Below are 23118 nucleotides of genomic sequence, written 5' to 3' on the forward strand. Positions count from 1 at the left end.
GGCGCGGCGGCGTGGCACGCCGGTCACCGGAGGGCCGCGCACTCGCGCTCCCATCGGCGGGCGGCTGGGCGGGAGGGGACTCGTCAGTGGAGGACGGCGGCGGCGCACCCCCATCAGCAGGCGGCCGCATTCTCGGCCCCCCGCCGGCGGGCGCGCCAGGCGCCGATGGAGGGGGCGCGGAGGCACCGGACTCCGACGGAGAAGGCGTGGGCGCGCCGGGTACAGGCGGCGTGGTGGCGGGCGTGTCGGGTGGCGGCGGCGTCGCGTCTGGGGCCGGTGGCTCGGGTTTGGGGCGGCCGGTGCCCGGGCGGCCGGCCACCAGGCGGTCGGTCGCCGGCTGCTTGGCAGAGCGTCCGGCCACGATCCGGTCGATCGGCGGCTTGCGCGTCACCACGCCTCCCAGCCCGGCTCGAGGTCCTGGCCCAGCATCAGCGCGGTGAGGCGCTGCGCGCTGCGGTCCCAGGAGAAGCGGTCCGCCCATGCCCGACATTTCACGGCATAAGTCTGGTCCAGCTCAGTGAGTGCCGCGGCTACGCCCTTGGCCAGCTCCGTGCCCTCGGGCAGCAGCCACCCCGTCTCCCCATGCCGTACGGCATCACGGAGCCCGTCCACGTCGAACGCCACGGTCGGCACCCCCAGCGCGGCCGCCTCGAGCACGCTCAGGCCCCATCCCTCACCTTGCGAGGTGCTCACGTGCACCCACGCCCGCTCGACCACCCGCGCCTTCTCCTCCTCCGGCAGATAGCCGTGCAGTATGACGCCCTCAGGCAGCCGGGCGCGCAGCCGCTCCTCCTCGGGCCCGCGGCCGATGATGTCCACCGCCAGGTCCGGCCAGCGCTCCCTGAGCTCGGCCACGGCGTCGAGCAGGAGGTGAACGCGTTTGTGCGCGACGAGCCGCCCCAGGCAGACGAGCCGCGGCGCCGGGCTCTTCACGACATCACCGGGCCGGGCGACGCTCACCCCGTTCGGCACGATGTGCACAGGACCGTCCCACCCGAGCCGCTCCCGCATGGCCCGTACCGTGGACGGCGACACGGCCACGCTCGCATGCCGCCGGTAGCTCCACCGGGCCGCCGGCCCCTCCAGGAAGCGCCCGAACGCCGCCAGCCACCGCGGCAGGTGCAGGCCGAACTGCCGATCGTGCACGTGGTGCACGACACAGAGCACCCTGGTACGCCGCCGCACGACCCACGGGGTGAAGAACGGGATCCCGTTCTGGCAGTCGAGCACCACGTCGAAGCGGCCGCGCCGGAGCAGCAGCCAGCAGAGCACCAGCGGATAGACGGTGAACACTCCGCCCATCCGCACGATGCGCACCCCGTCGACGGACTCCCCCCGGCCCTGGCCCGGCGCTCGCGCGGTGACGAAGCACACCTGGTGGCCCGCGCCCACGAATCGGCGGGCCATCTCCCAGGCGAACGTCTCAGCACCGCCCGCCAGAGGATGCCAGGGGTCACGCCAGTTGACGACAGCGATTTTCACGGATATCCGACGGGGTCGAGCGGCGGTTCCCAGGCCGGGTCGGCGGCGGCACGCGGCCGAGCGCGCAGCCGCAGCCAGATCCGCCCGAGCTCCACCACGATGCCGAACGTGTGCCGGGCCGGGGAGAAGCGCGAGCCCGGCATGTCGTGCCAGCGCACGGGGATCTCCTTCACCGCCGCGCCGTGCCCGACGCAGCGCGCGAGCAGCTCGACGTCGAAGGCGAAGCCGGGGGTACGGAGCAGGGCGGCGATCTCGCGGGCCAGCACCCCGTCGAAGAACTTGAACCCGCACTGGGTGTCGCTCACCCCGCGCACCAGCGCGCCGGCCAGCGCGCGGAACGCGAAGGCACCCAGCTCGCGGACCTTGCTGTGGCGGTTCTCGACGTGGGAGTCCAGGTGCGCCCTCGACCCGACCACCACCCGCTCTCCGGACAGCAATTGCCCGAAGGCGATGTCGATGGCGTCGAGGTCGGTGGCCATGTCGGCATCGACGAACCCGACGAACGGGGCGCAGGTGTCGAGCAGTCCGGTACGTACGGCGGCTCCCTTCCCGGGAGCCGGACACCGGATCAGCCGGACCGCCACAGGTCCACGCGGCCAGTCCCTGACGATCTCGGCCGTGCGGTCCGTGCTGTTGTTGTCGACCACGATGACGGCGGTCGGGAACGGCATGCGGGCAAGCTTCGCGCACAGCTGCAGGAGGCCCCCGGGAAGTCGTCGTTCCTCGTTGTGAGCGGGAATGACGATCTCAAGCAGTGGTGGTCGGCTCGTCCCCTCGTCCCCATGCGGAGAGGGCGGCATGTCGGCTCGGGTTACCGGTCGCCGTAGAAATAGAGAGGCTGGTTGACCGGCGTGGCTGTGGCGCCGGTGAGAGAGACCGTGGTGACCGTCGCCACGAGCGCCGCCACGGCGACGCCGATGATCGCTGCTAAGAGGATCTTTATCACGGGGGGTTCCTCCTCGAGCGGACAAATGGTGCGGGTCCGTCCCAACCTAGAACCAATTCTTGCTACTCGGAAGTAGCTCTACGAAATCTTTATAAATCCCCTGATCAGGGCACATGTCGAGACGGCACGGGACCGTCGAACCGGTAGAGCCGCAGGTCACCCGTACCGACCAGCGGCCTTGCGCTCTGTAGCCATACGCCGAACCGTTGCCGCTCTTCAACTGTCCCCGCGTTGACTATCACGTAGCGAAATCCCGCTGCGGGAAGATCGGGCGAGGGCCCTTCTAGTACGTGTTCTACCGCCTGGGCGCGCGAGTCCTCGCTCTTCACGACTATGTCGCCCACCCGTACGACGTCATTGGAGACCACCCGCCGCCCCGGCACGGCGAAGAAGCGCTGCGCGGGATCCAGCACGGCGCGCCCCCCGTTCCACGGGAACCGCCGGTAGGACTCGAACGGCAGCACCAGCACATCCCCTGGCTCCCGATCGCGCCGGATCACCTCACGCGCGGCGGTCCAGCCCTCCGGATAGGAGACGGCCCCCAGCATCCCGAGCGACCCCCAGGCCATGGTGGGCAGCACGGCCACCGGCACCAGCGCCATCGCGGCGACCCACACCCGCTCGCGCGCGACCGACTCCACGAGCAGCCCGATCCCCAGAGCCGCCACCAGCGCCAGCGGCGCCACGAACTGCTGGGCGTCCCTGAACACCGCGAACCCGCCCCACACCCCCACCAGCCACGCAAATGCCTCCCGCCCAGCCCCGGTGACGCCCGCGCACGCGATGCCCAGCCCGGCCAGGGCCGCCGCAGCCAGGCCCTTCTTGTACGGCACATCTCCCCGCAGGAAGAACACGACCCCGGCCAGCGTGAGCAGCAGCCTGGCCGCCGCCCCGGCAAAGGCGCCGTAACCAGGAGGAACCGCGTACGCGTTCCAGATCCCGCCCAGCGACAGCAGGCTCCCCACCGCGCCGAACGGCGTGTCGGCCCTGGCCGCGAACGCGTACACGCCGACCGGGTCGCCGGCGATCCCCTCGGGCCGCAGCGCGGTGGGCACCAGCCACGGCAGGCTGAACGCCGCCAGCAACCCCGCCACCGGCAGGACCCGCCGAGCCACCGGAAGCGCCGTGATCGCGGTGACCGTCATCGCCGCGAACCCGCCGACCGCCGCGGGCAGCATGGCCGCCGCCACCCGCCGCCCCGTCCACGCGGCCCGCACCACCCACGGCAACCCGGCGTACCCGAGCAGCAGCGCCCACTGCCCCATCAGCAGCCGCTCGGCCACGTACGGGTTCCACACGTAGAACGCGCCCGCCACCAGCCGCGGCCCCAGCGACTCCGACGGCAGCAGCAGCGCGGCCCCCGAGCACCCCAGCACGAAGATCCCCAGCAGGATCGCCTTCTGCACCAGCTCGGCAGGGAGCACCAGCGACAGCACGGTCACCACGGCATCGCTCGGGACGACCCGCGCGGCCCCGCCCGCCAGCCCGAACGTCCACGCCGTGAACGACGGGTCAGGCACGAACACCATGTCCTGGAGCAGCGTGAAACCCCAGCCCAACGCGGGCCCGAGCGCCAGGCAGCCGAGCGCGAGCCCGAGGAGGGCGGAGGCCTGCCCGGCTCGGGGCGTGTGCGGCATCCCGCTATGACATCACAACCGTGCTACGGCCATTCCACGGCCGACCCCGACATGGTTGAGTCGTCGCGGGGGTGATGTTGAAGGTGGCTACAGCGGGGGCGCGCCAGTGGTCGCGCGGCGGCGACGCCGTGCTCGCCGCGGGCCTGGCGATGGTCGCGGTCCAGCTCGTGTGGAAGTTCGAGCTGGTCAGTCGGACGTACTTCCGCCAGGACGACTTCATGTTCATCGCCAGGGGGCTGGAGAGCCCGCTGTCCTGGGACTACCTCATGCGGGTCGACTTCGGCCACCTGATGCCGGGGGCGTTCGCGATCCACTGGGCGATGGGCCGGCTCGGCGTCTACAACGACGCCCTCGCGCACGTGCTCACGATCAGCCTGCAGGCGGCGGCCGGCCTGGCGCTGCTGCGGCTGCTGCGGCTGCTGTTCGGGACGCGTCCGGCGATCCTCGTCCCGCTCGGCTTCTCCCTGCTGACGCCGATGACGATCCCGGGGCTGTCGTGGTGGGCGGTGGTGGCCGAGACGCTGCCGTTCCAGATCGCGCTGCCGATGGCGCTCGCCTCCCACGTGCACTACACCCGCACCGGGCGCTTCAGGCACGCGGTGGCGGCGGCCGGGTGGACCGTGTTCGGGATGGTGTTCTTCGTGAAGGCGCCGTTCATCCTGGTGCTGGCCTTCGTGCTCACCCTCGGGTGGCTCGGCGGGCTGCGGCTGTGGCGGGGATGGCTGCTCTACCTGGGCGTGCTCATTCCGTACGCGGTGCTGTTCTTCCGTCAGCTGTTCACGTCGGTGCAGCTCACGAACGACACGTTCCGGCCCATGCTGCCCAGCGCCGAGGTCGCGGCGAAGTCGGCGTGGACGCTGCTGACCGGCTCCCTCGTGCCCACGTCGCTGGGCGGCCCCTGGCGGTGGCAGCCGATCGGCGAGGACTACGCGCTGGCCGCCACGCCGCCCGCGCTCGTCTGGGCGAGCCTGGCGGTCGCGGGCGTCGCCGTGGGCGTGTCCGTGATCTGGCGGCGGCGGGCCTGGCTGGCGTGGCTGACCCTGCTGGGCTACTTCCTGCTGGCGGACGTGGTGCCGATCATGCTGGGGCGGGTCGAGCTGCTCGGTCCCGATCTGAGCGGATTCGAGCTGCGGTACGTCTCCTCCACGGCCACGGTCGTGGCCCTGGTCATCGGGCTGGCGTTCATCCCGGTCCAGGGCGAGGAGCGGCCCTGGCGCCGCCCCGCGCTCCGGCTCAGGTGGGCATGGACGCCGGTGGCGGCGGTGTTCGCGGCGGGCTCGGTGTGGTCGGTCGCCGCCTACGCCGACCGTCCGCTCGGCGCGAACGTCAGGAGCTACGTGAAGACCGCCGGACAGGCGCTGGCACGCCTGCCCGCGGGCTCGGTCGTCCTGGACACCTACGTGCCTTCCAAGATCGCGTTCCCGGTCTTCTTCTACGACTACGCGCTGCAGTCCCGCATCCTCGGCCCGACCGCACCCCGCCAGATCACCTGGGTAAGAAGGCTCGCCGGCCCCTTGGCCCAGCCGCTGATCTTCGACGAGCAGGGCCGGCTGCGGCCGGTGGCGATCGACGGCGTCACGATCCCGTCCGGCGCCTCCTGCACCCCGGTCGGACGGACCGAGGTGCGCCTGCGGCTGCCCGTCCCGATCCCGGACGGCGAGCACACCGTCCAGATCACCTACCTGAACGGCGCACCGACCACCCTGGACGTGCGGCTCGGGGCGGCGCGGAGCACCGCCGTGCCCGCGGGCCGTGACCTGGGCACGACGTACGCGACGATCAGCGGTGGCGGGAGCGAGCTGGCCGTCCGCGCGGCCGGCCCCGGCTCCTGCGTCGGCGAGATCAAGATCGGCGTCCCGGTCCCGGCCGAGAACGTCGCGCCCGTCCCGCCGCAGCCCGTCCGCTAGTCCCTCGGCAGGCCCAGCATGCGCTCGCCGATGATGTTGAGCTGCACCTCCGTGGTGCCGCCGTAGATGGTCATCGCCCGGGTGGCGAGCACCGCCCGGTTCCAGTAGCCCGCGTCGCCGAGCTTCATGTCGGCGGCCACGACCGCCGCCGGGCCCAGCAGTTCGACCGCCGTCTCCGAGACGTGCTGGGCGTGGGAGGTGGACAGCAGCTTCCGTACGGAGGCGTCCGCTCCCGGCTCGGCGCCGGCCAGCTGCTTGAGCGTGACCCGCAGCGAGAGCGCGTTGATCGAGTGGCCCTCGCAGACCACCGCGGCCACCTGCTGCTCCTCGGCCGGCGTCAGCTCGCGGCCGAGCCGGCCGATCAGGCCCAGCAGGTCGGGCACGGAGGCGCCGGTGCCGCCGGAGCCGGACGACAGCGAGACGCGCTCGTTCGAGAGCGTGTTGCGCGCGACCTTCCAGCCGTCGCCGACCTCGCCCACAACCAGGTCGTCGGGGACGAAGACGCCGTCGAGGAAGACCTCGTTGAACAGGTTCTCGCCGGTCATCTCGGTCAGCGGCCTGACGGTGACGCCCGGGGCCTTCATGTCGACCAGGAAGTACGTGATGCCTTCGTGCTTGGAGCCGTCGCTGGAGTTGCGGGCGATGCAGATGCCCCACTCGGCCACGTGGGCGACGGAGGTCCAGATCTTCTGCCCGGTGAGCGTCCAGCCGCCCTCGACCTTCTCGGCCTTCATCTGCAGCGAGGCCAGATCGGAGCCGGCGCCCGGCTCGGAGAAGAGCTGGCACCAGATCATCTCGCCGCTGAGCGTCTTCGGCAGGAAGCGCTCCTGCTGCTCCGGGGTGCCGTACGCGGCGATGGACGGCACCACCCACGCACCGATGATCATCGCGGGCAGCTTGACCTTGGCGGCCTTGAGCTCCTGGGCGATCAGCACCTGCTCCAGCGGCTTGGCGTCACGGCCCCACGGCCTGGGCAGGTGCGGCATGACGAAGCCGCGCTCGGCCAGGGCCCGCTTCTGCTCCTTGCCCTCCAGCTGGGCGATCTCCGCTATCTCGGCGCGGATCGACTCGCGCAGGTCCTCGGCGTCCTCGGGCAGGTCGATCACCATCTCGCGGGAGACGCCCTGCAGGGCCAGCTCGGTCACCTTCGCGGCCCACTCGGCCGACGAGCCGAGCAGGGCACGCAGCGTGAGGGCGCGGCGGTAGTAGAGGTGGACGTCGTGCTCGAAGGTGTAGCCGATGCCGCCGAACGTCTGGATGGCGTCCTTGGCGCACTGGACGGCGGCGTCGGGGGCCATCACGCCGGCGATGGCGGCGGCATAGTCCAGCTCTCTCCCATCCGCCCTGGTGGCGTCCCAGACGGTGGCCCGAGCCTGCTCGAGGGCGACGAGCATGCGGGAGAGCTTGTGCTTGATGCCCTGGAACTGGCCGATCGGGCGGCCGAACTGGACGCGTACCTTGGCGTATTCGGCGGCGGCCGTGACGCACCAGGAGGCCAGGCCCGCCGCCTCGGCGCCGAGCAGGATCGCGGCGATGTTGCGCACGTCGGAGCTCTGGACGCCGCCCAGGATGCCCTCGGCGGGCACGACCACCTCCGACAGCTCCACCTTGGCCACCGGCCTGGTCAGGTCGAGGGACTTGACCGGGGTGACGGTGGCGGCGGAGGCGTCGACGAGGACCCATTCCTCGCCGTCGTCCGTGGCGACCGGCAGCACGAGCGCGTCGGCCAGCGAGCCGCCGAGCACGTGGTCGGCGACGCCGGAGACGACCAGGGAGCCGTCCTCCGTGCGGGTGCCGGTCAACGTGCCGGTCAGCGCGACGGCGCCGGTCAGCGTGCCGTCGGCGAACGACTCCAGGTGCTCGGGACGCTTCGAGGCGTTGATCACGGCACTGGCCAGCACGGTCGGCAGGTAGGGCCCCGGGGCCATGCGCTCGGCCAGCGCCTCGACGGCCACGGCCGTCTCCAGCAGCCCGTAGCCGGAGCCGCCGTGCTCCTCGGGCACATGCAGGCCGAGCAGCCCCTGTTCGGCGAGGCCCGGCCAGAACGCGGGGCGGGTGTCCGCCCCGGCACGCAGCAGCTCCGACCGGATGTTCCGCTCGGCCCAGCCGCTCACCGACTCGCGGAGCGCCTCGTGCTCCTCGCTCAACCCGATCGCCATGCTCATCCTCCATGCCAGGTCCGGCCATCACCCAGAACCATATTCTAGAGGATGCTTCTGGGCCTAGAGCGGGCGAACCTGTTCCACAAGGGTGTTGATGTCGCGCCAGTGCTTCTTGTGCGCCTCGGGGATGGAGGCCAGGAGCATCGCGGGCTTGGTCTTGCCCACCTCGACGACCGTCACCATGGCCTGGGCGACCTGCTGCTTGCCGCTGAGGGGATAGGTGACCCGGTAGCCGAGCGTCCAGCCCTTGCCGACCGGGATCTTCTTGGAGGCGGTCCAGGCGAGCGTGGCGCCTTGGGGGTACTGCGTGGTGATCGCCCAGCGGGCGGCCTCGACGGCGAGCGCGCGGTAGTCGGCGTCCTTCGCGGGCTTCTTCGCGGGCGAGTCGCCCGGGAACATGGCCGAGGCGATCACCGTGGGCGGGACGGCCACCTTGCCGATGCGCTGCGCCATCGAGAACGGCGGGAACGACTTGGCCTTCCACGGCGCGGCCAGGCTGGGATAGCTGATCCCGGTGTTCTTGTCACTGACGATGCCGATGACCACGGACGCCGTGCCCGACAGCGTCGGGTACGTCCTGCTCGCCGGCGCCGCCGGCAGCGCGACCGGGCTCACGGTGCCGGTCGGAGCCGGGGCCGCGGATCCGGCGGAGGCCGGTGCGGGAGCGACGGAGGGGCCCAGCTCGGCGGCCTTCTTGTTGGCGGGCACGTCACCGGAGAAGAGCATGAAGATCAGGAACACGGCCAGGACGGTGCCGATGATGGCGGCGACAAGGTAGACGACCTTCATCGGGATGTCGCCGATGCCACGCTTCGGCGGGTCCGGGATGGGCGGCAGCGAGGACAGCACACTGGCCGGAGGCGGCTGCTCCGGGACCTGCTGGGCAGGGGGTTGCTGCGCCGGAGGTTGCTGAGCAGGGAGCCGCTGTGCCGGTGGCCGGGGGATCTGGACCGTCTCCTCGGACGGCAGGACGATCTTGCGGAACGGGGTGGTGGGTGAATCGTGCGAGGGCACCTGGTCGCCGACATCCGCCATGACCTCGAGATTACGTCACAAGAGCGCATTCTGTAGGGTCTGCGGATATGAGGGGTTTCTACGAGATCGCTGTCAACGACCCCCAACGTCCCGCCCTCCTCGGCGACGCGGGCGCCACCTACGGAGAGCTGCTCGCCCGGGTCAACCAGGCCTCCAACGGCCTGAGGTCCCGCGGAGTCGCCCCCGGCGACCGCGTGGTCACCGTGCTGAAGAACGGGCTCGACGCGCTCACCATGATGCTCGCGACGTACCAGATCGGCGGGCACCTCGTCCCCGTGAACTGGCACTTCACGGCCGAGGAGATCGACTACATCGTGGCCGACTGCGGAGCCGCTGTGGTGGTCTCGCCGGACGCCCTCACGGTCGGCGAGCTCGTCTCCGGGCAGCCCGCCGACCCGCCCGCGCACCGGCGGGCCGGGTCCATGATGCTCTACACCTCGGGTACGACGGGGCGGCCCAAGGGAGTGCGGCGGCGGCTGCTGGACCTGACGCCGGAGGAGCTGTACCCGATCCTGATGCGGAAGAGCTGGCGGCATTTCGGGCTGCCGTTCGGCGGGGTGCACCTGGTGTGCTCACAGCTCTACCACTCGGCGCCGTACGGGCAGGCCATGATGGCGCTGCACTTCGGGCACTCGATCGTGGCGCCGGAGCGGTTCGAGGCCGCCGAGACGCTGCGGCTGATCGAGCGGTATCGGGTGACGAATGCGTTCATGGTGCCCACGATGTTCCACCGGCTGCTGGGGGTGCCGGAACGGGAGTCGTACGACCTGTCCTCCCTCACCCACCTCTACCATGGGGCGGCCCCCTGCCCGCCGGCCACCAAGAAAGCCATGATCGACTGGCTCGGGCCCGTGCTGTGGGAGTACTACGGCTCCACCGAGGCGGCCGTGGCCACCATGGTGTCGTCGGAGGAGTGGCTGGCCAGGCCCGGCACGGTCGGCAGGGCGCTGGACGGGAAGACGTTCACGATCGTCGGGGAGGACGGCCGGGAGATGGAGGCCGGATCGCCGGGGCTCGTCTACATCGGCGGGATCAGCCGGTTCGAGTACCACGGCGACCCGGACAAGACGGCGGCGGCGATGCGCGGGCAGGCCTACACCCCGGGCGACATCGGCTATCTCGACGAGGACGGCTACCTGTTCCTGCTGGACCGGCGGACCGACCTGATCATCTCCGGCGGGGTCAACATCTACCCGGCCGAGATCGAGGCCGTACTGCTCGAACATCCTTCCGTGGCGGACGTGGCGGTGATCGGCGTGCCGGACCCGGAGTGGGGCCAGAAGGTCGTCGCGCTCGTGCAGCCGGCGGCCGGGGTCACGGGCTCGGACGAGCTCACGCGTGAGCTGCTGCGGCACTGCGAGCCCCGGCTGGCCAGGCTCAAGCACCCGCGCGTGATCGAGTACCGCGAGTCGTTGCCGCGCACGCCCACAGGCAAGCTGAGCAGGCGCAACGTCCGGGAAGCGTATCTTTCTGGCTGAGGGGGCACACTCCTGCCATGAAGAGGATCGTCGCGGGACTGGCCACCGCTGCCGTGCTGCTCACCGGCTGCGGACCCGCTCCCACGTCCAGAGCCACATTGTCGGGCTCGCCCACTTCATCGCCGGCCGCTTCGTCCCCGTCACCGGGTTCGCCCTCCCCGATGTCGCTGGAGTCCCTTGAGGCGGCCTACGAGGACGTCATCGCCAACGTGCTGCCCTCCATCGTGCAGATCAACACCAAGGTCGGGCTTGGGTCCGGCATCGTGTACGACACCGCCGGACACATCATCACCAACGCCCACGTGGTCGGACAGTCCACCAAGATGGAGGTCACGATCGCCACCGGCGGCGCCCCGCGCTCGGCCAGGCTGGTCAAGTCCTTCGACGCGGGCGACCTCGCGGTGATCAAGGTGGACCACCCCGACGGGTTGCGGCCCGCGAAGTTCGGCGACTCGGCCAAGGTGCGGGTCGGGCAGATCGTGCTCGCCATGGGCAACCCGCTGGGCCTGTCGGGCAGCGTGACGAACGGGATCGTCTCGGCCATCGGCCGTACCGTCTCCGAGCCACAGGAGGAGGGCTCGCCGGGCGCCACGATCGCCGGCGCCATCCAGACCTCGGCCGCGATCAACCCGGGCAACAGCGGCGGGGCGCTCGTGGATCTGTCGGGCCGGGTGATCGGCATTCCCACGCTCGCCGCCACCGACCCCGACCTGGGCGGGGGCACCGCGCCCGGCATCGGCTTCGCGATCCCGAGCAACACCGCCACCGACATCGCCGCCCAGATCGTCAAGCAGGGCAGGGTCACCAACAGCCACCGGGCCGCGCTCGGCATCAGGGGCAGCACGGTGATCGGCTCGGACGGGAGGCCGACCGGGGTGGGCGTGGTAGGCGCCGAGCCGGGCGGGGCCGCCGCCAAGGCCGGGATCCGCGCCGGTGACCTGATCGTCTCGATCAACGGCAAGAAGACGCCGACGATGGCGGTCCTGGCGGAGACCATCGCCACCCTCAAGCCCGGCGACCAGGCCAAGATCGGCGTTCTCCACCCGGACGGGAGCACGAAGACGGTCACCGTGACCCTTGGCCAGCTACGGAGCGACTGACGCCCCCGCAGTCACTGCTTGGCGGTGAAGACGACCTCCACGCGCCGGTTCTGGGCGCGGTTCTTCTCGTCGGGCTTCCCGTCCACCAGGTTGGGCCGCTTGGGCCGGCTCTCGCCGTACCCCCGAGCCTCGAGGGTCACGCCCGCTCCGGCGAGCAGCCCGCGCATGGCCGCCTCGACGGCCTGAGCCCGGCGCTGCGACAGCGTGACGTTGTACGCCTCGCTCCCCTGGTCGTCCGTATGTCCCTCGATCTTGACCACCCCGCCCGCCCCGTCGGCCTTCACCTTCCCTGCCACCTGCGAGAGCCGCTGCCTGGCCTTGGCGGTCAGCTGCCACTTGTCCAGCGCGAACAGCACGTCGCTGGTGAGCGCGACCGTCACCTGGCGTCCCTGCTTGGTCTCGCTCTCGGTCCCGTCCAGCGACTCGACCTCGCCGATGATGTCCTCGACCGGCAGCACCAGGTCCTCCACGGCCCCGGTGGCGTCGGCGGGCGGACTGGGCGCGGGGGTGGGGGACAGGACGAGTGCCAGGGCGACGCTAAGAGATCGGAACATCGGTCAACACACCGATCATGGGCATCTCGATGTTGATCTTCGTGACGTCCGCGGGAGGAGCGGCGAAGACGGCGTACAGCGTGGACGCCTCCCCCTTCTCCAGCCACTGGCCCTGGGTGCCGGAGCAGACGCACTTGGCGTTCTCGTCCGTGCCGTTGCGGGCCACCCGGTAGCGCTTGGCGTTCACCGGGTCGATCAGCGAGACGCCCGCGACCGAGAAGTCCAGTGGGGCGGTGCCCATGCCGTTGTGCAGGCCGACCTTGCCGTCGAGCGAGGTGACCGTCCAGTTGAGTGTGAGCGTCCTGCCCTGGCGCTTGAGCGCGATGATGTCGGCCCGGGCCTTGCCGTGCTGACCGCCCGCGTACACGTCGGTCTCGCGGGAGGCGATCACCTTGGTGTCCTGCGGGGACGTGCTCTGCTGCGCCTGCGCGGGAGTCGTCGACGGCTGCTTCTCGGTGGGGGTCTCGGCGACGGCCTGCGACGGCTGCCGCTCCTCGCCGCCACCGCCCTGCCGGCCGGGGAGCACGCCGCAGCCCGCCAGCGTGACGGCCGCGACAGCCAGCGCGATCGTCTTTCGCATTCTGTGATCACCTTCGTCGTCCGGGGGTATGGCCCTCACCGTAGGGAAGCGACGTTCAGGATCCGCATAGTCGCCTATATCCGCTGACCACGCCGCCTACGGGCCTCCTGCGCGAGCCGTTCGGCGCCGGCCCGGCCCTGCTCGTCACCGAGGCGGTCAAACTCTCCCATAGCTCGCGTAAGCGCCTCAACCGCCTCATCAATGTCGTCGTGGTCGAGCGCGGCGTGGGCGAGCGCCATCAGGGCCTGCGCGGTGCCCCTGCGGTCGCCGTACGAGACGAAGATCTCCAGCGACTCGCGTACGAACCCGGCGGCGGAGCCGGGCGCTCCTTCCGCCCTGGCGATCTCGGCCAGGACGAGCAGCGCCGCCGCCTCGGGCAGCCGGTCCCCCAGGCGGCGGTTGATCCGCAGCCGCCGCTCCACGCAGTCGCGGGCCTGGGCGCGCCTGCCGGCGCCGAGGTGCACCCGAGCCAGGTCGAGCAGCGCCTCCGCCTCGCCACGCGGATCCCCGAGGTCCTGGTAGGCGCCCAGGCTCCGGTCGAGCGCGCCGACGTCCCGGCGCAGCGCGCCCAGCGCACGTAAGGCGTCGGCCCGGCCGCGCCGGTCCCCGGCCTCCTCGAAGACCCGCAGGGCCCGCACGAACGCCTGCTCCGCCTGCTCCGGCCGGGCCTGGACGAGGCCCAGCCTGAGCGTGATCCTGGCCAGCTCCAGCCCTTCCACCAGCGGCTGGGCCGCACGGAGCGCCGCGGCCGCCGCCTCCGTACGGCCCTCGGCCCTGTGCAGGTCGGCCAGGCCACGGAGCAGGAGCGCCTCGCCGTGCCGGTGGCCCACCGCCCTGGCCGCGTCGAGCCCGGTCGCCGTGGTCATGTGCCAGTCGTCGTGGTGCGCGCCCAGCTCGAACAGCGGCGTCAGGTAGAACGCCAGCCGCCAGGCGGCCTCGTACAGGCCCGCCCGGGAGAAGTCCTCGACGGTCGCCACCAGGAACCGGCGCTCGGCGCTCAGCCACCGCGCCTCCTGCCGCAGCCGGCCGGTCTCCAGCCCATGACCGACGGCCCTGGCCCCGGTCCCGGCCCCGGGCGGATGGACCTCGGTACGGCCGGTGCCGGGCTCGGCCGGGAGGAGGGCGGCTCTGGCCTGCCTGGTCCGTTCGAGGATCGCGCCCGCCCTGGCCGCCAGCACGCCTGCCGCGCCGCCGTCCTCCTCCGCGAGGCGCTCGGCGGCGTAGAGCCTGGTCAGGTCGTGCCACCCGTACCGCTCCTGACCCGCCTCGTCCAGGCCGCGCGACTGCAGCAGCCCGGCCTCGGCGAGCGGCTCCAGGTCCGCGTCGAGGACCCAGGACGCGAAGTCGGGCGCCGTGAGCGCGCCGAGCCCGCGCAGCAGCCGTCGCTCAGGGTCCGGCAGGCCCCGGTAGCCGAGCGCCAGGCTGCCCCGTACGGCCAGGTCGCCCGCGCTGAGCTCGTCGAGCCTGCGCCGCTCGTCCCCGAGGCGGCCCGCCAGATGGTCGAGCGTCCACCCCGGTTTCCTGGCCAGCCGGGACCCGGCGATGCGCAGGGCCAGGGGCAGGTGGCCGCAGAGCCGGACGATGCGCCGGGCGGCCTCGGGTTCGGCGCGTACCCTGTGGTGCCCCGCCACCTCGCCGAGCATCGCCACGGCCTCGTCCTGGCCGAGGACCTCCAGCTCGTACGCCCGCGCCGCCTCCAGCCCGGCCAGCGGCGACCGGCTCGTCACCAGGGTGATGCTGCCGGGACCTGTCGGCAGCAGCGGGCGCACCTGGGCCTCGTCGGCGGCGTCGTCCAGGACGACGAGCAGCCTCCTGCGGGCCGTCATGCTCCGGTAGAGCCGCACGCGCTCGTCCAGTGCCGGCGGGACCGCGCCGTCCGGGCAGCCCAGCGAGCGCAGCAGGTCCTCCAGGACGGCGCCCGGCGGCCTGGCGCCGAGCGAGGCGTAGAGGCGGCCGTCCGGCCGCTCGATCGCGGTGGCCGCGTGTACGGCGACGGCCGACTTCCCGCAGCCCGGCGGGCCGTGCAGGACGAGGTGCACGGGCGCGGACGCGTGCTCGCGGGCCATCAGGACGATCCAGTCGAGGACGCGCTGCCGGCCGACGAAGTCGGAAATGTCGGGCGGCAGCTCATCGACCGGCTGCGAGTGCCGGCCGGCCGGTGTCACCGAGCCGCCCTCGTCGCTCAGGACCCGCTGGTGTGCGGCGGTCAGCTCGGCGCCCGGCTCCAGACCCAGCTCGTCCACCAGCGTCCTGCGCGCGTCCTGGTACGCCCCGAGCGCCTCCGACCTGCGTCCCGCCTGGTGGAGAGCCTCGATGAGGCGCACCCAGGCACGTTCGCGCAGCGGATGCGTCCCGACCAGCGCCCGCAGCTCCCCGACCGCCTCGGCGCCCCGGCCCAGCCGCAGCTCCAGCTCCACCCGCTCCTCCAGCGCGGTCAGGCGCAGCTCCTCCAGCGGTACGGCGTGCCCACGGCGCAGCGTGGACGACTCGACATCGGCCAGCGCCTGCCCCCGCCACAGCCCCAGTGCCGTCCTGAACGTGCCGGCCGCCTCCTCGACCCGCCCCGACCCGCGCTCCTGCCTGGCCGTGGCGACCAGCCGCTCGAACCGGTGACAGTCGACCTCGTCGCGCCCGACCTCGAGCAGATAGCCGCCCGGCACCGTGCGGATGCCGTCCACGAGCTTGCGCAGCGCGCTGACGTACACCCTGAGCACCGAGCCCGCCGACGCCGGTGGCCGGTCGTCCCAGACGACGGAGACCAACCGCTCGACCGGCACCGTCTCGCCGGCCGACAGCAGCAGCGCGGCCAGCAACGCCCGGTGCTTGGCCGGTCCCGGCGCCTGCCCGCCGTCGATCCGCAGCGGCCCGAGCACGCCGAAGCGCACGTTCACGCACCCCTCGGCTTCACTGGCCCGCCGGTCGGAGCGCGAAGGAGTCGAAGCGGACCCGCAGGTCGGCGGTGGCGGCGGAGGCGGCGTGGACGCCTGACTCGTTCGGGCCGTAGGGGGCGTCCGCGTCGGACGCCTCCGCGACCAGGCGTTCGTTCAGCCACATCCGCAGCGTCACCCTGCCCCCGCTCTCGCCGCATTCCGCCACGATGCGGTTGACTGCCGCGCTCTGTGTGCTCGCCGGGCCGTACAGGGTCCTGCCCCTGGTGCCCGTGCGGCGCTTGACGATCGTGACCTGGCCCGAACTGCTCACCCCGAACTCGTAGCGGTCTCCGGTGCTCGCCGAGCCATGGCACCACACACCGTACTCCCCGGACCCCTTCTCGAGGGCCGCCTTCGCGCTGACGATCACGCCGCCCTCCGGCTCCTGCCTGGGGGCCGACTTCCACAGCCGCCAGCCGGGCTTGACGGTCAGCTCGTAGCCGGTGCCCGACTGCCGGGCGGTCCCGCCCTGGGACTCGCCGACGGCCCACTCGCCGAAGCCCGCCTCGTACGGCCAGGGCTCCTGCCAGAGCGCCGGCACGGCCGCAGCGGCGATGGCGAGCACGAACGCCGCGGCCCCCGCGATCCACGGCCACCGCCGCCGCTTCCGCGCTACGGACATCGCGGGCGGCCGGTCCTGCGGCGCGGGGGACGTCTTGGAAGGCACAGACGCCACGGGCACCCCGGACGGCGCAAGCCGCACATCCGGCGGCGCGGGTCGGGGGCCGGGGGTCGCGGTGCCGCCCGTCCAGGTGCGTTCCACCACTTCGGTGGCGGCGGCCAGGCGGGTGCCGCCGACCAGGTCCGCCAGCAGTTGCTGTGCGGTCGGCCGCAGGCGGGGATCCTTGGCCAGGGTCCGCTCCACGACCTGCCTGATCCCCTCGTCGAGCCCGTCCAGCCTGGGCCCCTCCTGCGTGATCCGGTACAGGACCTCCCCGGGCGCCCCGCCGCCGAACGGCAGCCGCCCCGTCCCCGCGAACGCGATCACCCCGCCCCACGCGAACACGTCGGCCGCGGGCGTGAGCGGCTCACCGCGCACCTGCTCGGGCGCCATGAACGCGGGCGTCCCGAGTATCGCCTGGCTGGCCAGGCCGTCGTGCTCCACGAGCTGGGCGATGCCGAAGTCGATCACGCGGGGGCCGAGCGGCGAGAGCAGCACGTTGGACGGCTTGAGGTCGCGATGGATCACCCCGGCCCCGTGGATGGCGCTCAGAGCGGTGGCGATGCCCACCGCGAGCGCCTCCAGGTTCCCGCCCGAGAGCGGCCCCTGATCGTGTACGGCCCGCGCCAGGTCGGGCCCCTTGACGTATTCGGTGACGAGATAGGCGACGTCGCCGTCGATCCCCGCGTCCAGCACGGGCGCGGTGCAGAACCTGGCCACCCGGCGGGCCGCCGCGACCTCGCGCTCGAACCGCCGCCTGAACGCCGGATCACGGGCCAGCGCGGGATGGATGACCTTGACCGCGGCCAGGCCACCGGTGGGTGTGGACGCGAGATGCACCTCGCCCATGCCGCCGCTGCCGAGCAGGCGCCGCAGCGTGTACCCGCCTATGACCTCGTTCATCGCTGACACATTAGCCAGAACCCATTGTTTCCCGGACAGTCCGGACTGGCCTTACCCGGCCGCCTGCGTCAGCCGGTAGCGCGACGGCGGGATCCCGTACCGGTCGATGAACGCCTGCCGCAGCGTCTCCGCCGTCCCGAACCCGCACCGCACGGCCACGGACGCCATCGGCAGCGACGTGGAGGCCAGCAGGTGGGCGGCGGCCTCGGTGCGGGCCTGCCGGACGTACCGCCCCGGTGTGAGCCCCAGGTGCTTGAGGAACAGCCGGGTGAGATGCCGTTCGCTCACGCCCGCCTCGGCCGCCAGCGCCGGGGTGGTGAGGTCGTCGCGCAGGTGCGCGGCGATGTGCTCGACGGTCCGCTTGACCAGGCTGTTCGCGGGGGCGGGGGCGCTGACGAACATGCTCATCTGCGCCTGGTTGCCGGGCCGCTGCAGGTAGGTGACCAGGTTGCGGGCCACCTTGCGGGCCAGCTCGGTGCCGTTGTCCTCCTCGACGAAGGCCAGCGTGAGGTCGAGCGCGGCGGTGACGCCGGCGGACGTGGAGACGTTCCCGTCGCGGATGAAGATCGGGTCGGCGTCCACGGTCACCTCGGGGAACCGGGCCGCCAGGGTCTGAGCCTCCCCCCAGTGGGTCGTGGCGCGCCGGCCGTCGAGCAGCCCGGCCGCGGCGAGGATGTACGCTCCCGTGCAGACGGAGGCGACCCGGCGGCTCTCCCTGGCCAGCCTGCGGATGTGGCCGACGATGAGCGGGTTGGCTGCGGCGTCCTCGTGGCCGATCCCGCCGGAGATCACCAGCGTGTCGAGCGGCCCGGTGATCCGCTCCAGCGACTCCTGGGCCTGGACGACCAGCCCGGTGGCGGAGGTGATGGCCTGCCCGCCGGGTGTGGCCACGCGCACCTCGTAGTAGGGCGCGGCGCCCTGCCAGTTGGCGTCCTCCAGCGTCGAGGTGACGCATGCGATGTCGAGTAACGCCGCCGCGTGGTAGGCCACGACGACGACCCGTCGTCTCTCCATGGCCTCGACTGTAGGTCCGAAGGACAAAGAACCCAACTTCTCGGACATGCCCGGCCGCCTCCCTTGGCACCCGGCGGCGGCCCCGAGACAGTCGAGGCATGACGACACCGACAAGCACGGCCACCGGTCGCCGCTGGGGCCGGTTCGCCCTGCACTACGTCGAGATGATCATCGCCATGTTCGCAGGCATGTTCGCGCTCGGCATGCTCGAGTCGGCCCTCGGGCTCAGCATCTCCCACGACCGGCAGCCGGACCTCGCGTACCTGCTCATGGCGTTCAACATGTCGGTCGGCATGGCCGTGTGGATGCGGATCCGCCGCCACGGCTGGGCCTCGACCCTGGAGATGTGCGCCGTGATGTTCGTCCCGGTCGTGCCGCTCTTCCCCCTGCTGTGGCTGGGCGTCATCGACGGTGGGGCGCTGATGCCGGTGGCGCACGTGGCGATGTTCCCGCTCATGCTGGTGGCGATGGTGCGCCGCCTCGACGAGTACGCCGGCTGCGCTCACTGAGCGCCTTGCGGTAGCCGTCGAGCACGTCCTGCCGCAGCAGATGCCCGAACCCGGCCCGCTCCAGCCGCAGTCCCAAGGCCGCCGCGCTGATCCCCAGGGTCGCCGCGGCGGCGGGCAGGCTCCAGTCGTGCCCGGCCAGCGTGCTCAGCAGGTGACCGCGCCTGACCTGCGCCTCCGACAGCCTGAACGTCTTCAGATAGGCCAGCCGCCCGTCCGCGTCGGTGATCGTCTCGCCGATGTGGTTCTCGCTCTTCCGCTCGAACACGGGCAGGAACCGGCTCAGCGTGAAGCGGCCCAGCCGGTACACCTCCTCCACCCGCGCGGGGGCGCGGAGGAGGTCCGCGGCCATCACCGAGTCGTGGAAGCCGGCCCAGTCGCGTTCGGCCCGCACGGCCTCGGCCCGCAGGTCGCCCAGCGAGGAGACCACGCTCTCGTCGATCACCGCGGGGAAGTCTCTGACGGGATAGAACAGGGCGTAGTCGTAGATCAGCTCGCCGTACATGTCGCGGACGAGCGTCGGGTGCAGCGCCCGGTAGTCCTCAGGGTGAGGCACCACGAAGGCGCTGGCCAGCGCGTCACCGGCGTACAGCAGCAGCCCGCACTGCCCCGGGTAGATCTCGAACACCTTGAGCGCGTCCTCCAGCCCGCGCACCTCCGCCCCGATGTACGCGTCCTCGGCGCGGGACGACAGCCCGTGCGCGAGCGCCTGCCGTGACCACTCCTCCCACGCGACCACGGGACCGCCGAAGTGCAGCGCCAGGAACCCCTCCACGGCCAGGTGCAGCGGCAGGAACCTGAGCCTGCCCTTGTCCACCCGCCTGGCCATCCTGCGCCTGGTCCTGATGCACATGTGCTCCAGCGGCCGCCCGAGCTGAGTGCCGTACGCCGCCGCCGGGGTCCCGTCGTCGCTCCACGACGCGACGAACGCGTGCGGAACGTACGCGGTGTAGACGGTCTTGTCCGGCAGGTACACCATGGACGCCTCGTCGCCGTACACCTTGGCGTGCAGGCGCAGGTCCTCGATCGGCTCGCGGCGCACCAACGGCACCAGCCGCAGCGCGCCCCAGGTCTGCGCGGGCCGCGTGTCCAGCCCCGTGAGATCGATCATCGCCCTGCCGCCCTGTCCTCGAGGTACGCCCTCAGCTCCCCCAGCCCCGCCCGCCCCTCCGCGAACCTGGCCAGCTCCACCAGCGCCGGCAGATCCTCGGCGTCGCGGATGCCGACCGTCGGCACCATGGGCGACAGCCGCCGCACGTCGAACTGCCCGGCGTCGTAGACCGGGTTCACGTGCACGATGCCGACCTCGCCCGCCGGGTCGAGCTTGCGCCGCCAGACCCGCAGCACCTCGCCCGCCAGTCCCGGCGGCGCGTTGTCCCAGCCGTCGGAGACGATGACGAGCAGGCCGGGCCGGCGTTCGAGCGCGTCGATGACGCGCTGTCCCAGCGGCGTGGGCCCGGACGGCCGCGCCTGGAGCGGATCCGTCCTGAGCGAGAGCCACAGGCCGCGGTAGTCGCCGGCCAGGGCCTCCAGCAGGAAGTGGCAGGCCAGCGCGACCGCCAGGGGGCGGCGGCGCTTCACCGGCGAGCCGAACGAGGAGAAGCTGTCGTCGAGCACCGCCGCGACGCTCCCCCACGTGCCCGCCCGCGCCCCGGCCGCGCGCGCCGCGGCCGCCCGCAGCGCGCCCGCCAGCTCGGCGCGGCGCCGCGTCCGCACGTCGGCACGGAGCGAGAGCACGTACGAGGCCAGCCTGACCAGCGGCATCGCGGCCAGGTCCGCCTCGGTGTCCAGCCCGCCCGCCTGCGCGGACTCCGCCAGCCGTAAGCGTTCCAGCCTGGTCAGCTGGGGGGCGATGCGTTCGAGGAAGACCGCCCTGCTGATGCCGTGGCGGGCCGCGAACCCCTCGGCGACGGTGTACGGGAGCTCGTACAGGGCGCTCTTGTCGTAGTGGGCGCGGCGCCAGGCCTCCAGGAGGGGCGTGTCGTACCGGGCGCGGCTGAACGGCGCGAACAGGAAGTCGCCCAGCTCACCCGGGAGCCGCAGGTGGGCGTGGCGCACCGCCGACTTCAGCTGCGTGCGGTACTTCACCGCGTCGAAGGCCAGGTCGGGGCGGCCGGCGAGCCAGTCGCGGATGAGGGCCCTGGTGCGCCTGTTGTTGACGCCGTCACCGCGCAGCCGCTGGAAGAGCCGGTAGACCCTGGGCGGGCTCATCCTGTCCAGCCGCCGGGCGATCAGCCCTCCGTCGCCCTCCGACCCGCTCAGCAGGTTGGCGATGATCAGGGCGGCGTTGTGATCGTTGATGTCGAGCGCCAGCGTGGCGGCGTACAGGTCGGGATAGTTGCCCTGGATGTAGCGGTGCAGGAAGTCGAGGGAGAGCCGCTGGTCGCCGGCCGTGCTGTGGAACTCGCGCTGCCCTGTGGAGGTGATGGCCGCGTTCGCGAAGAGCAGGACGTCCTCGCACTCGATCAGGTCAGCGTACGTCTCCATGGGCTCCCCCGGCGGTCGGAGGACTGGCCGGGGAATGGGGGCACGAGCTGCGAAGTATCGCTTTACAGGCGGATTCCGGAAGTCGCACCGGAGTCCCGCGGCCAGTCTGGTTCCGGACCCTACCGGGCCTTTCGCAGCGATGCGACGGGATTTATCCCACCGTCTGCCGCTCAGGACTCGGCTCGGGCGTCGATCCCGCCTGGATCTCGCGGAGCTTCGCGCGGCTGTCCCTGATGACGGAGATCAGCACGTACGCGACCAGCAGCAGCCCGAGGCAGAGGGCGTCGGCGGCCCACCAGGGGATGGCGGCGAGCAGCAGATAGCCCTCGCTGTCGCTCAGCCACCTGATCACGGCCGTGACCAGGGCCACCACCGCGGTCACCAGCAACCAACTGCGCAATCGCGGCAGATTGCCCTCGTTCCACAGCCGGATCCGCCAGCCCATGAACACCGCGAGCACGCCGAGCAGGGCGCAGAACCCGATCAGCCACCACGGCAGGGCGAAAGCGGTCTGCTCGGCGATCTTCGACTGGGCGGTGCGCAGCTCCGCCTGGGTGGTGCGCAGCTCCGCCTCGGCCTTCTTCTGCGCCTCAACGGCGGCGGCGAGCTGGTTCCTCAGCTGGGCCACGCTCTGGCGGGTCTCCTGGCGCGGGGGTGGCGTGGACGCCTCCGTCGGCAGCATCCGCGCCACGACGGTCAGCATGATCGCGACGAACGACAGCGCCAGGACGATGGCCATGAACAGGTCGATGAAGCGCAGATCGAGCGGCGGCGCGAACGACCTGGTGGCCCGCTTCCTCACGGCTCCCTCACCAGCGTGTACTTCTGCGGCCTGCTCTCGACCGCGCTCAGCCGCTCCACCGCGGTGCGCAGCGCGTCCAGGCCCTTGACGAGCTCCTCGGTCCTGCCCCTGGACTGGGCCAGCTCCTGGGTGAGCCCCTGCATGGCGGGGGCCGCCTGCTTGGCGGGCAGGCGTGCGATGTAGATCAGGAACACCTCGTCGGCGGCCACCACGCCGGCCCGCTCGGCCCGCTCGATGAAGGCCATCGCGCCGAACGCCAGCACGCTCAGGAACAACGCGATCAGGGTGACGCCGAACGCGGACGCCAGCTCGGGCAGCACGTGCTGCTTGAGCGCGGCGATCAGCACGCCGGGGTCTCCCTTGCTGTCCAGGGCGTCGGAGAACGAGCTGACCATCGCGCCCATCGTCAGCGCGGTGCCGATGAACCCGAAGACCGGCAGCGCCCAGATGAGCGCGTGGTCGAGGTGGTGCTTGTTGGCCATCTCGCTGTCGTCCAGCGCGGACCGGGCGCTCAGCACCGCCTCGCAGTCATTGCCGGCTTCGGCCGCCTCCTTGAACAGCTTGAGCCGCCGCGCCACCAGGGTGTCCTCGTTCAGCCGCACCGCCTGGACGTTCGCCACCGCCTTCGCCGTGGCGGCGCTCTCCCGCTGGATGTCGGGGATGGCCCTGACGATCCTGAGCACGGCCGTTAAGAAGACCGCGATGATGAGCGCGACCACGAGTTCCGCGGCCGTCGGGGCCGTGCTCGCGCCCACGGCCCGCAGCAGGGATTCCACCAGTCCGGCCGCCATGAGCAGCGCGGAGATCACCAGGCTCACCACAGGCGCGAACGCCGAGTGACGCCAGCCGTACCTTGACACCCTTCAACCTCATTCCGACCCACAATTGTCAGAAGACCACCTAAGCACATACAAAGCACTCATTGGTGGCAGAG

19 protein-coding genes are annotated in these 23118 nt (G+C 72.0%); 4 read left to right on the forward strand and 15 right to left on the reverse strand.

Annotation, left to right across the window (positions count from 1 at the left end; all coding sequences use genetic code 11):
- Positions 1-387: 387 nt before the first annotated feature.
- From AB0J64_RS07915 to AB0J64_RS07930, 4 genes are all read right to left on the reverse strand, one after another.
- Positions 388-1482: a glycosyltransferase family 4 protein gene (locus tag AB0J64_RS07915; protein ID WP_364022382.1), complete on the reverse strand. Its 1095-nt coding sequence runs from the start codon at positions 1480-1482 to the stop codon at positions 388-390.
- Complete coding sequence (locus AB0J64_RS07920; RefSeq protein WP_364022385.1) at positions 1479-2282, reverse strand: glycosyltransferase; 804 nt, start codon at positions 2280-2282, stop codon at positions 1479-1481. Before AB0J64_RS07920 ends, AB0J64_RS07915 begins: the two co-directional genes overlap by 4 nt.
- A gap of 11 nt (positions 2283-2293) precedes the next feature.
- Positions 2294-2428 carry a hypothetical protein gene (locus tag AB0J64_RS07925; RefSeq protein ID WP_344996422.1) on the reverse strand — a complete coding sequence of 45 codons (135 nt, stop codon included), beginning with the start codon at positions 2426-2428 and terminating at the stop codon, positions 2294-2296.
- A 104-nt stretch (positions 2429-2532) separates the two neighbouring features.
- Positions 2533-4065, reverse strand: a complete 1533-nt coding sequence (locus AB0J64_RS07930; protein ID WP_364022388.1) for a hypothetical protein — start codon at positions 4063-4065, stop codon at positions 2533-2535.
- Between the two features lie 74 nt (positions 4066-4139).
- On the opposite strand from AB0J64_RS07930, the gene AB0J64_RS07935 reads away from it, so the two are divergent.
- The gene (locus AB0J64_RS07935) at positions 4140-5972 is read left to right on the forward strand and encodes a hypothetical protein (protein WP_364022391.1); all 1833 of its coding nucleotides are present in this window, start codon (positions 4140-4142) and stop codon (positions 5970-5972) included.
- Here AB0J64_RS07935 and AB0J64_RS07940 read toward each other — a convergent pair.
- Together AB0J64_RS07940 and AB0J64_RS07945 are read right to left on the reverse strand one after the other, a co-directional pair.
- Positions 5969-8131, reverse strand: a complete 2163-nt coding sequence (locus tag AB0J64_RS07940) for an acyl-CoA dehydrogenase (RefSeq protein ID WP_364022394.1) — start codon at positions 8129-8131, stop codon at positions 5969-5971. The two genes, AB0J64_RS07935 and AB0J64_RS07940, sit on opposite strands and share 4 nt — an antisense overlap.
- Before the next feature lie 63 nt (positions 8132-8194).
- Positions 8195-9169: a hypothetical protein gene (locus tag AB0J64_RS07945; protein WP_364022397.1), complete on the reverse strand. Its 975-nt coding sequence runs from the start codon at positions 9167-9169 to the stop codon at positions 8195-8197.
- A 47-nt stretch (positions 9170-9216) separates the two neighbouring features.
- On the opposite strand from AB0J64_RS07945, the gene AB0J64_RS07950 reads away from it, so the two are divergent.
- Both AB0J64_RS07950 and AB0J64_RS07955 read left to right on the forward strand, forming a co-directional pair.
- Positions 9217-10647, forward strand: a complete 1431-nt coding sequence (locus tag AB0J64_RS07950; RefSeq protein WP_364022399.1) for an AMP-binding protein — start codon at positions 9217-9219, stop codon at positions 10645-10647.
- 17 nt (positions 10648-10664) lie between these two features.
- On the forward strand, positions 10665-11747 hold the full coding sequence (locus AB0J64_RS07955) for a trypsin-like peptidase domain-containing protein (RefSeq protein ID WP_364022402.1): 1083 nt from the start codon (positions 10665-10667) through the stop codon (positions 11745-11747).
- 11 nt (positions 11748-11758) lie between these two features.
- Here AB0J64_RS07955 and AB0J64_RS07960 read toward each other — a convergent pair whose 3' ends face one another.
- From AB0J64_RS07960 to AB0J64_RS07980, 5 genes are all read right to left on the reverse strand, one after another.
- The gene (locus AB0J64_RS07960) at positions 11759-12301 is read right to left on the reverse strand and encodes an OmpA family protein (protein ID WP_364022405.1); all 543 of its coding nucleotides are present in this window, start codon (positions 12299-12301) and stop codon (positions 11759-11761) included.
- Positions 12285-12881, reverse strand: a complete 597-nt coding sequence (locus tag AB0J64_RS07965) for a hypothetical protein (RefSeq protein WP_364022408.1) — start codon at positions 12879-12881, stop codon at positions 12285-12287. The genes AB0J64_RS07960 and AB0J64_RS07965 overlap by 17 nt, the downstream gene beginning before the upstream one ends.
- Positions 12882-12955: 74 nt before the next feature.
- Positions 12956-15772 (reverse strand): BTAD domain-containing putative transcriptional regulator, encoded by a 2817-nt coding sequence (locus AB0J64_RS07970; RefSeq protein ID WP_364022411.1) that lies wholly within the window; start codon positions 15770-15772, stop codon positions 12956-12958.
- A gap of 13 nt (positions 15773-15785) precedes the next feature.
- Positions 15786-17375 carry a serine/threonine-protein kinase gene (locus AB0J64_RS07975; RefSeq protein WP_364022414.1) on the reverse strand — a complete coding sequence of 530 codons (1590 nt, stop codon included), beginning with the start codon at positions 17373-17375 and terminating at the stop codon, positions 15786-15788.
- A gap of 51 nt (positions 17376-17426) precedes the next feature.
- The gene (locus AB0J64_RS07980; protein ID WP_364022417.1) at positions 17427-18389 is read right to left on the reverse strand and encodes a GlxA family transcriptional regulator; all 963 of its coding nucleotides are present in this window, start codon (positions 18387-18389) and stop codon (positions 17427-17429) included.
- A gap of 98 nt (positions 18390-18487) precedes the next feature.
- Here AB0J64_RS07980 and AB0J64_RS07985 point away from each other — a divergent pair, with 98 nt between their 5' ends.
- Entirely contained in the window at positions 18488-18898 is a 411-nt protein-coding gene (locus AB0J64_RS07985; RefSeq protein ID WP_364022420.1) for a hypothetical protein, read from the forward strand.
- Here AB0J64_RS07985 and AB0J64_RS07990 read toward each other — a convergent pair.
- From AB0J64_RS07990 to AB0J64_RS08005, 4 genes are all read right to left on the reverse strand, one after another.
- Positions 18843-20006 (reverse strand): hypothetical protein, encoded by a 1164-nt coding sequence (locus AB0J64_RS07990; RefSeq protein WP_364022422.1) that lies wholly within the window; start codon positions 20004-20006, stop codon positions 18843-18845. The two genes, AB0J64_RS07985 and AB0J64_RS07990, sit on opposite strands and share 56 nt — an antisense overlap.
- Positions 20003-21382 (reverse strand): hypothetical protein, encoded by a 1380-nt coding sequence (locus AB0J64_RS07995; protein ID WP_364022425.1) that lies wholly within the window; start codon positions 21380-21382, stop codon positions 20003-20005. The genes AB0J64_RS07990 and AB0J64_RS07995 overlap by 4 nt, the downstream gene beginning before the upstream one ends.
- 151 nt (positions 21383-21533) lie before the next feature.
- Complete coding sequence (locus AB0J64_RS08000) at positions 21534-22184, reverse strand: hypothetical protein (protein WP_364022428.1); 651 nt, start codon at positions 22182-22184, stop codon at positions 21534-21536.
- Positions 22181-23044, reverse strand: coding sequence for a hypothetical protein (locus AB0J64_RS08005; RefSeq protein ID WP_364022431.1), 864 nt, complete (start codon positions 23042-23044; stop codon positions 22181-22183). The genes AB0J64_RS08000 and AB0J64_RS08005 overlap by 4 nt, the downstream gene beginning before the upstream one ends.
- Between the last annotated feature and the right edge of the window lie 74 nt (positions 23045-23118).

Source organism: Nonomuraea sp. NPDC049695 (assembly GCF_040674955.1).
GTDB classification, from domain to species: domain Bacteria; phylum Actinomycetota; class Actinomycetes; order Streptosporangiales; family Streptosporangiaceae; genus Nonomuraea; species Nonomuraea helvata.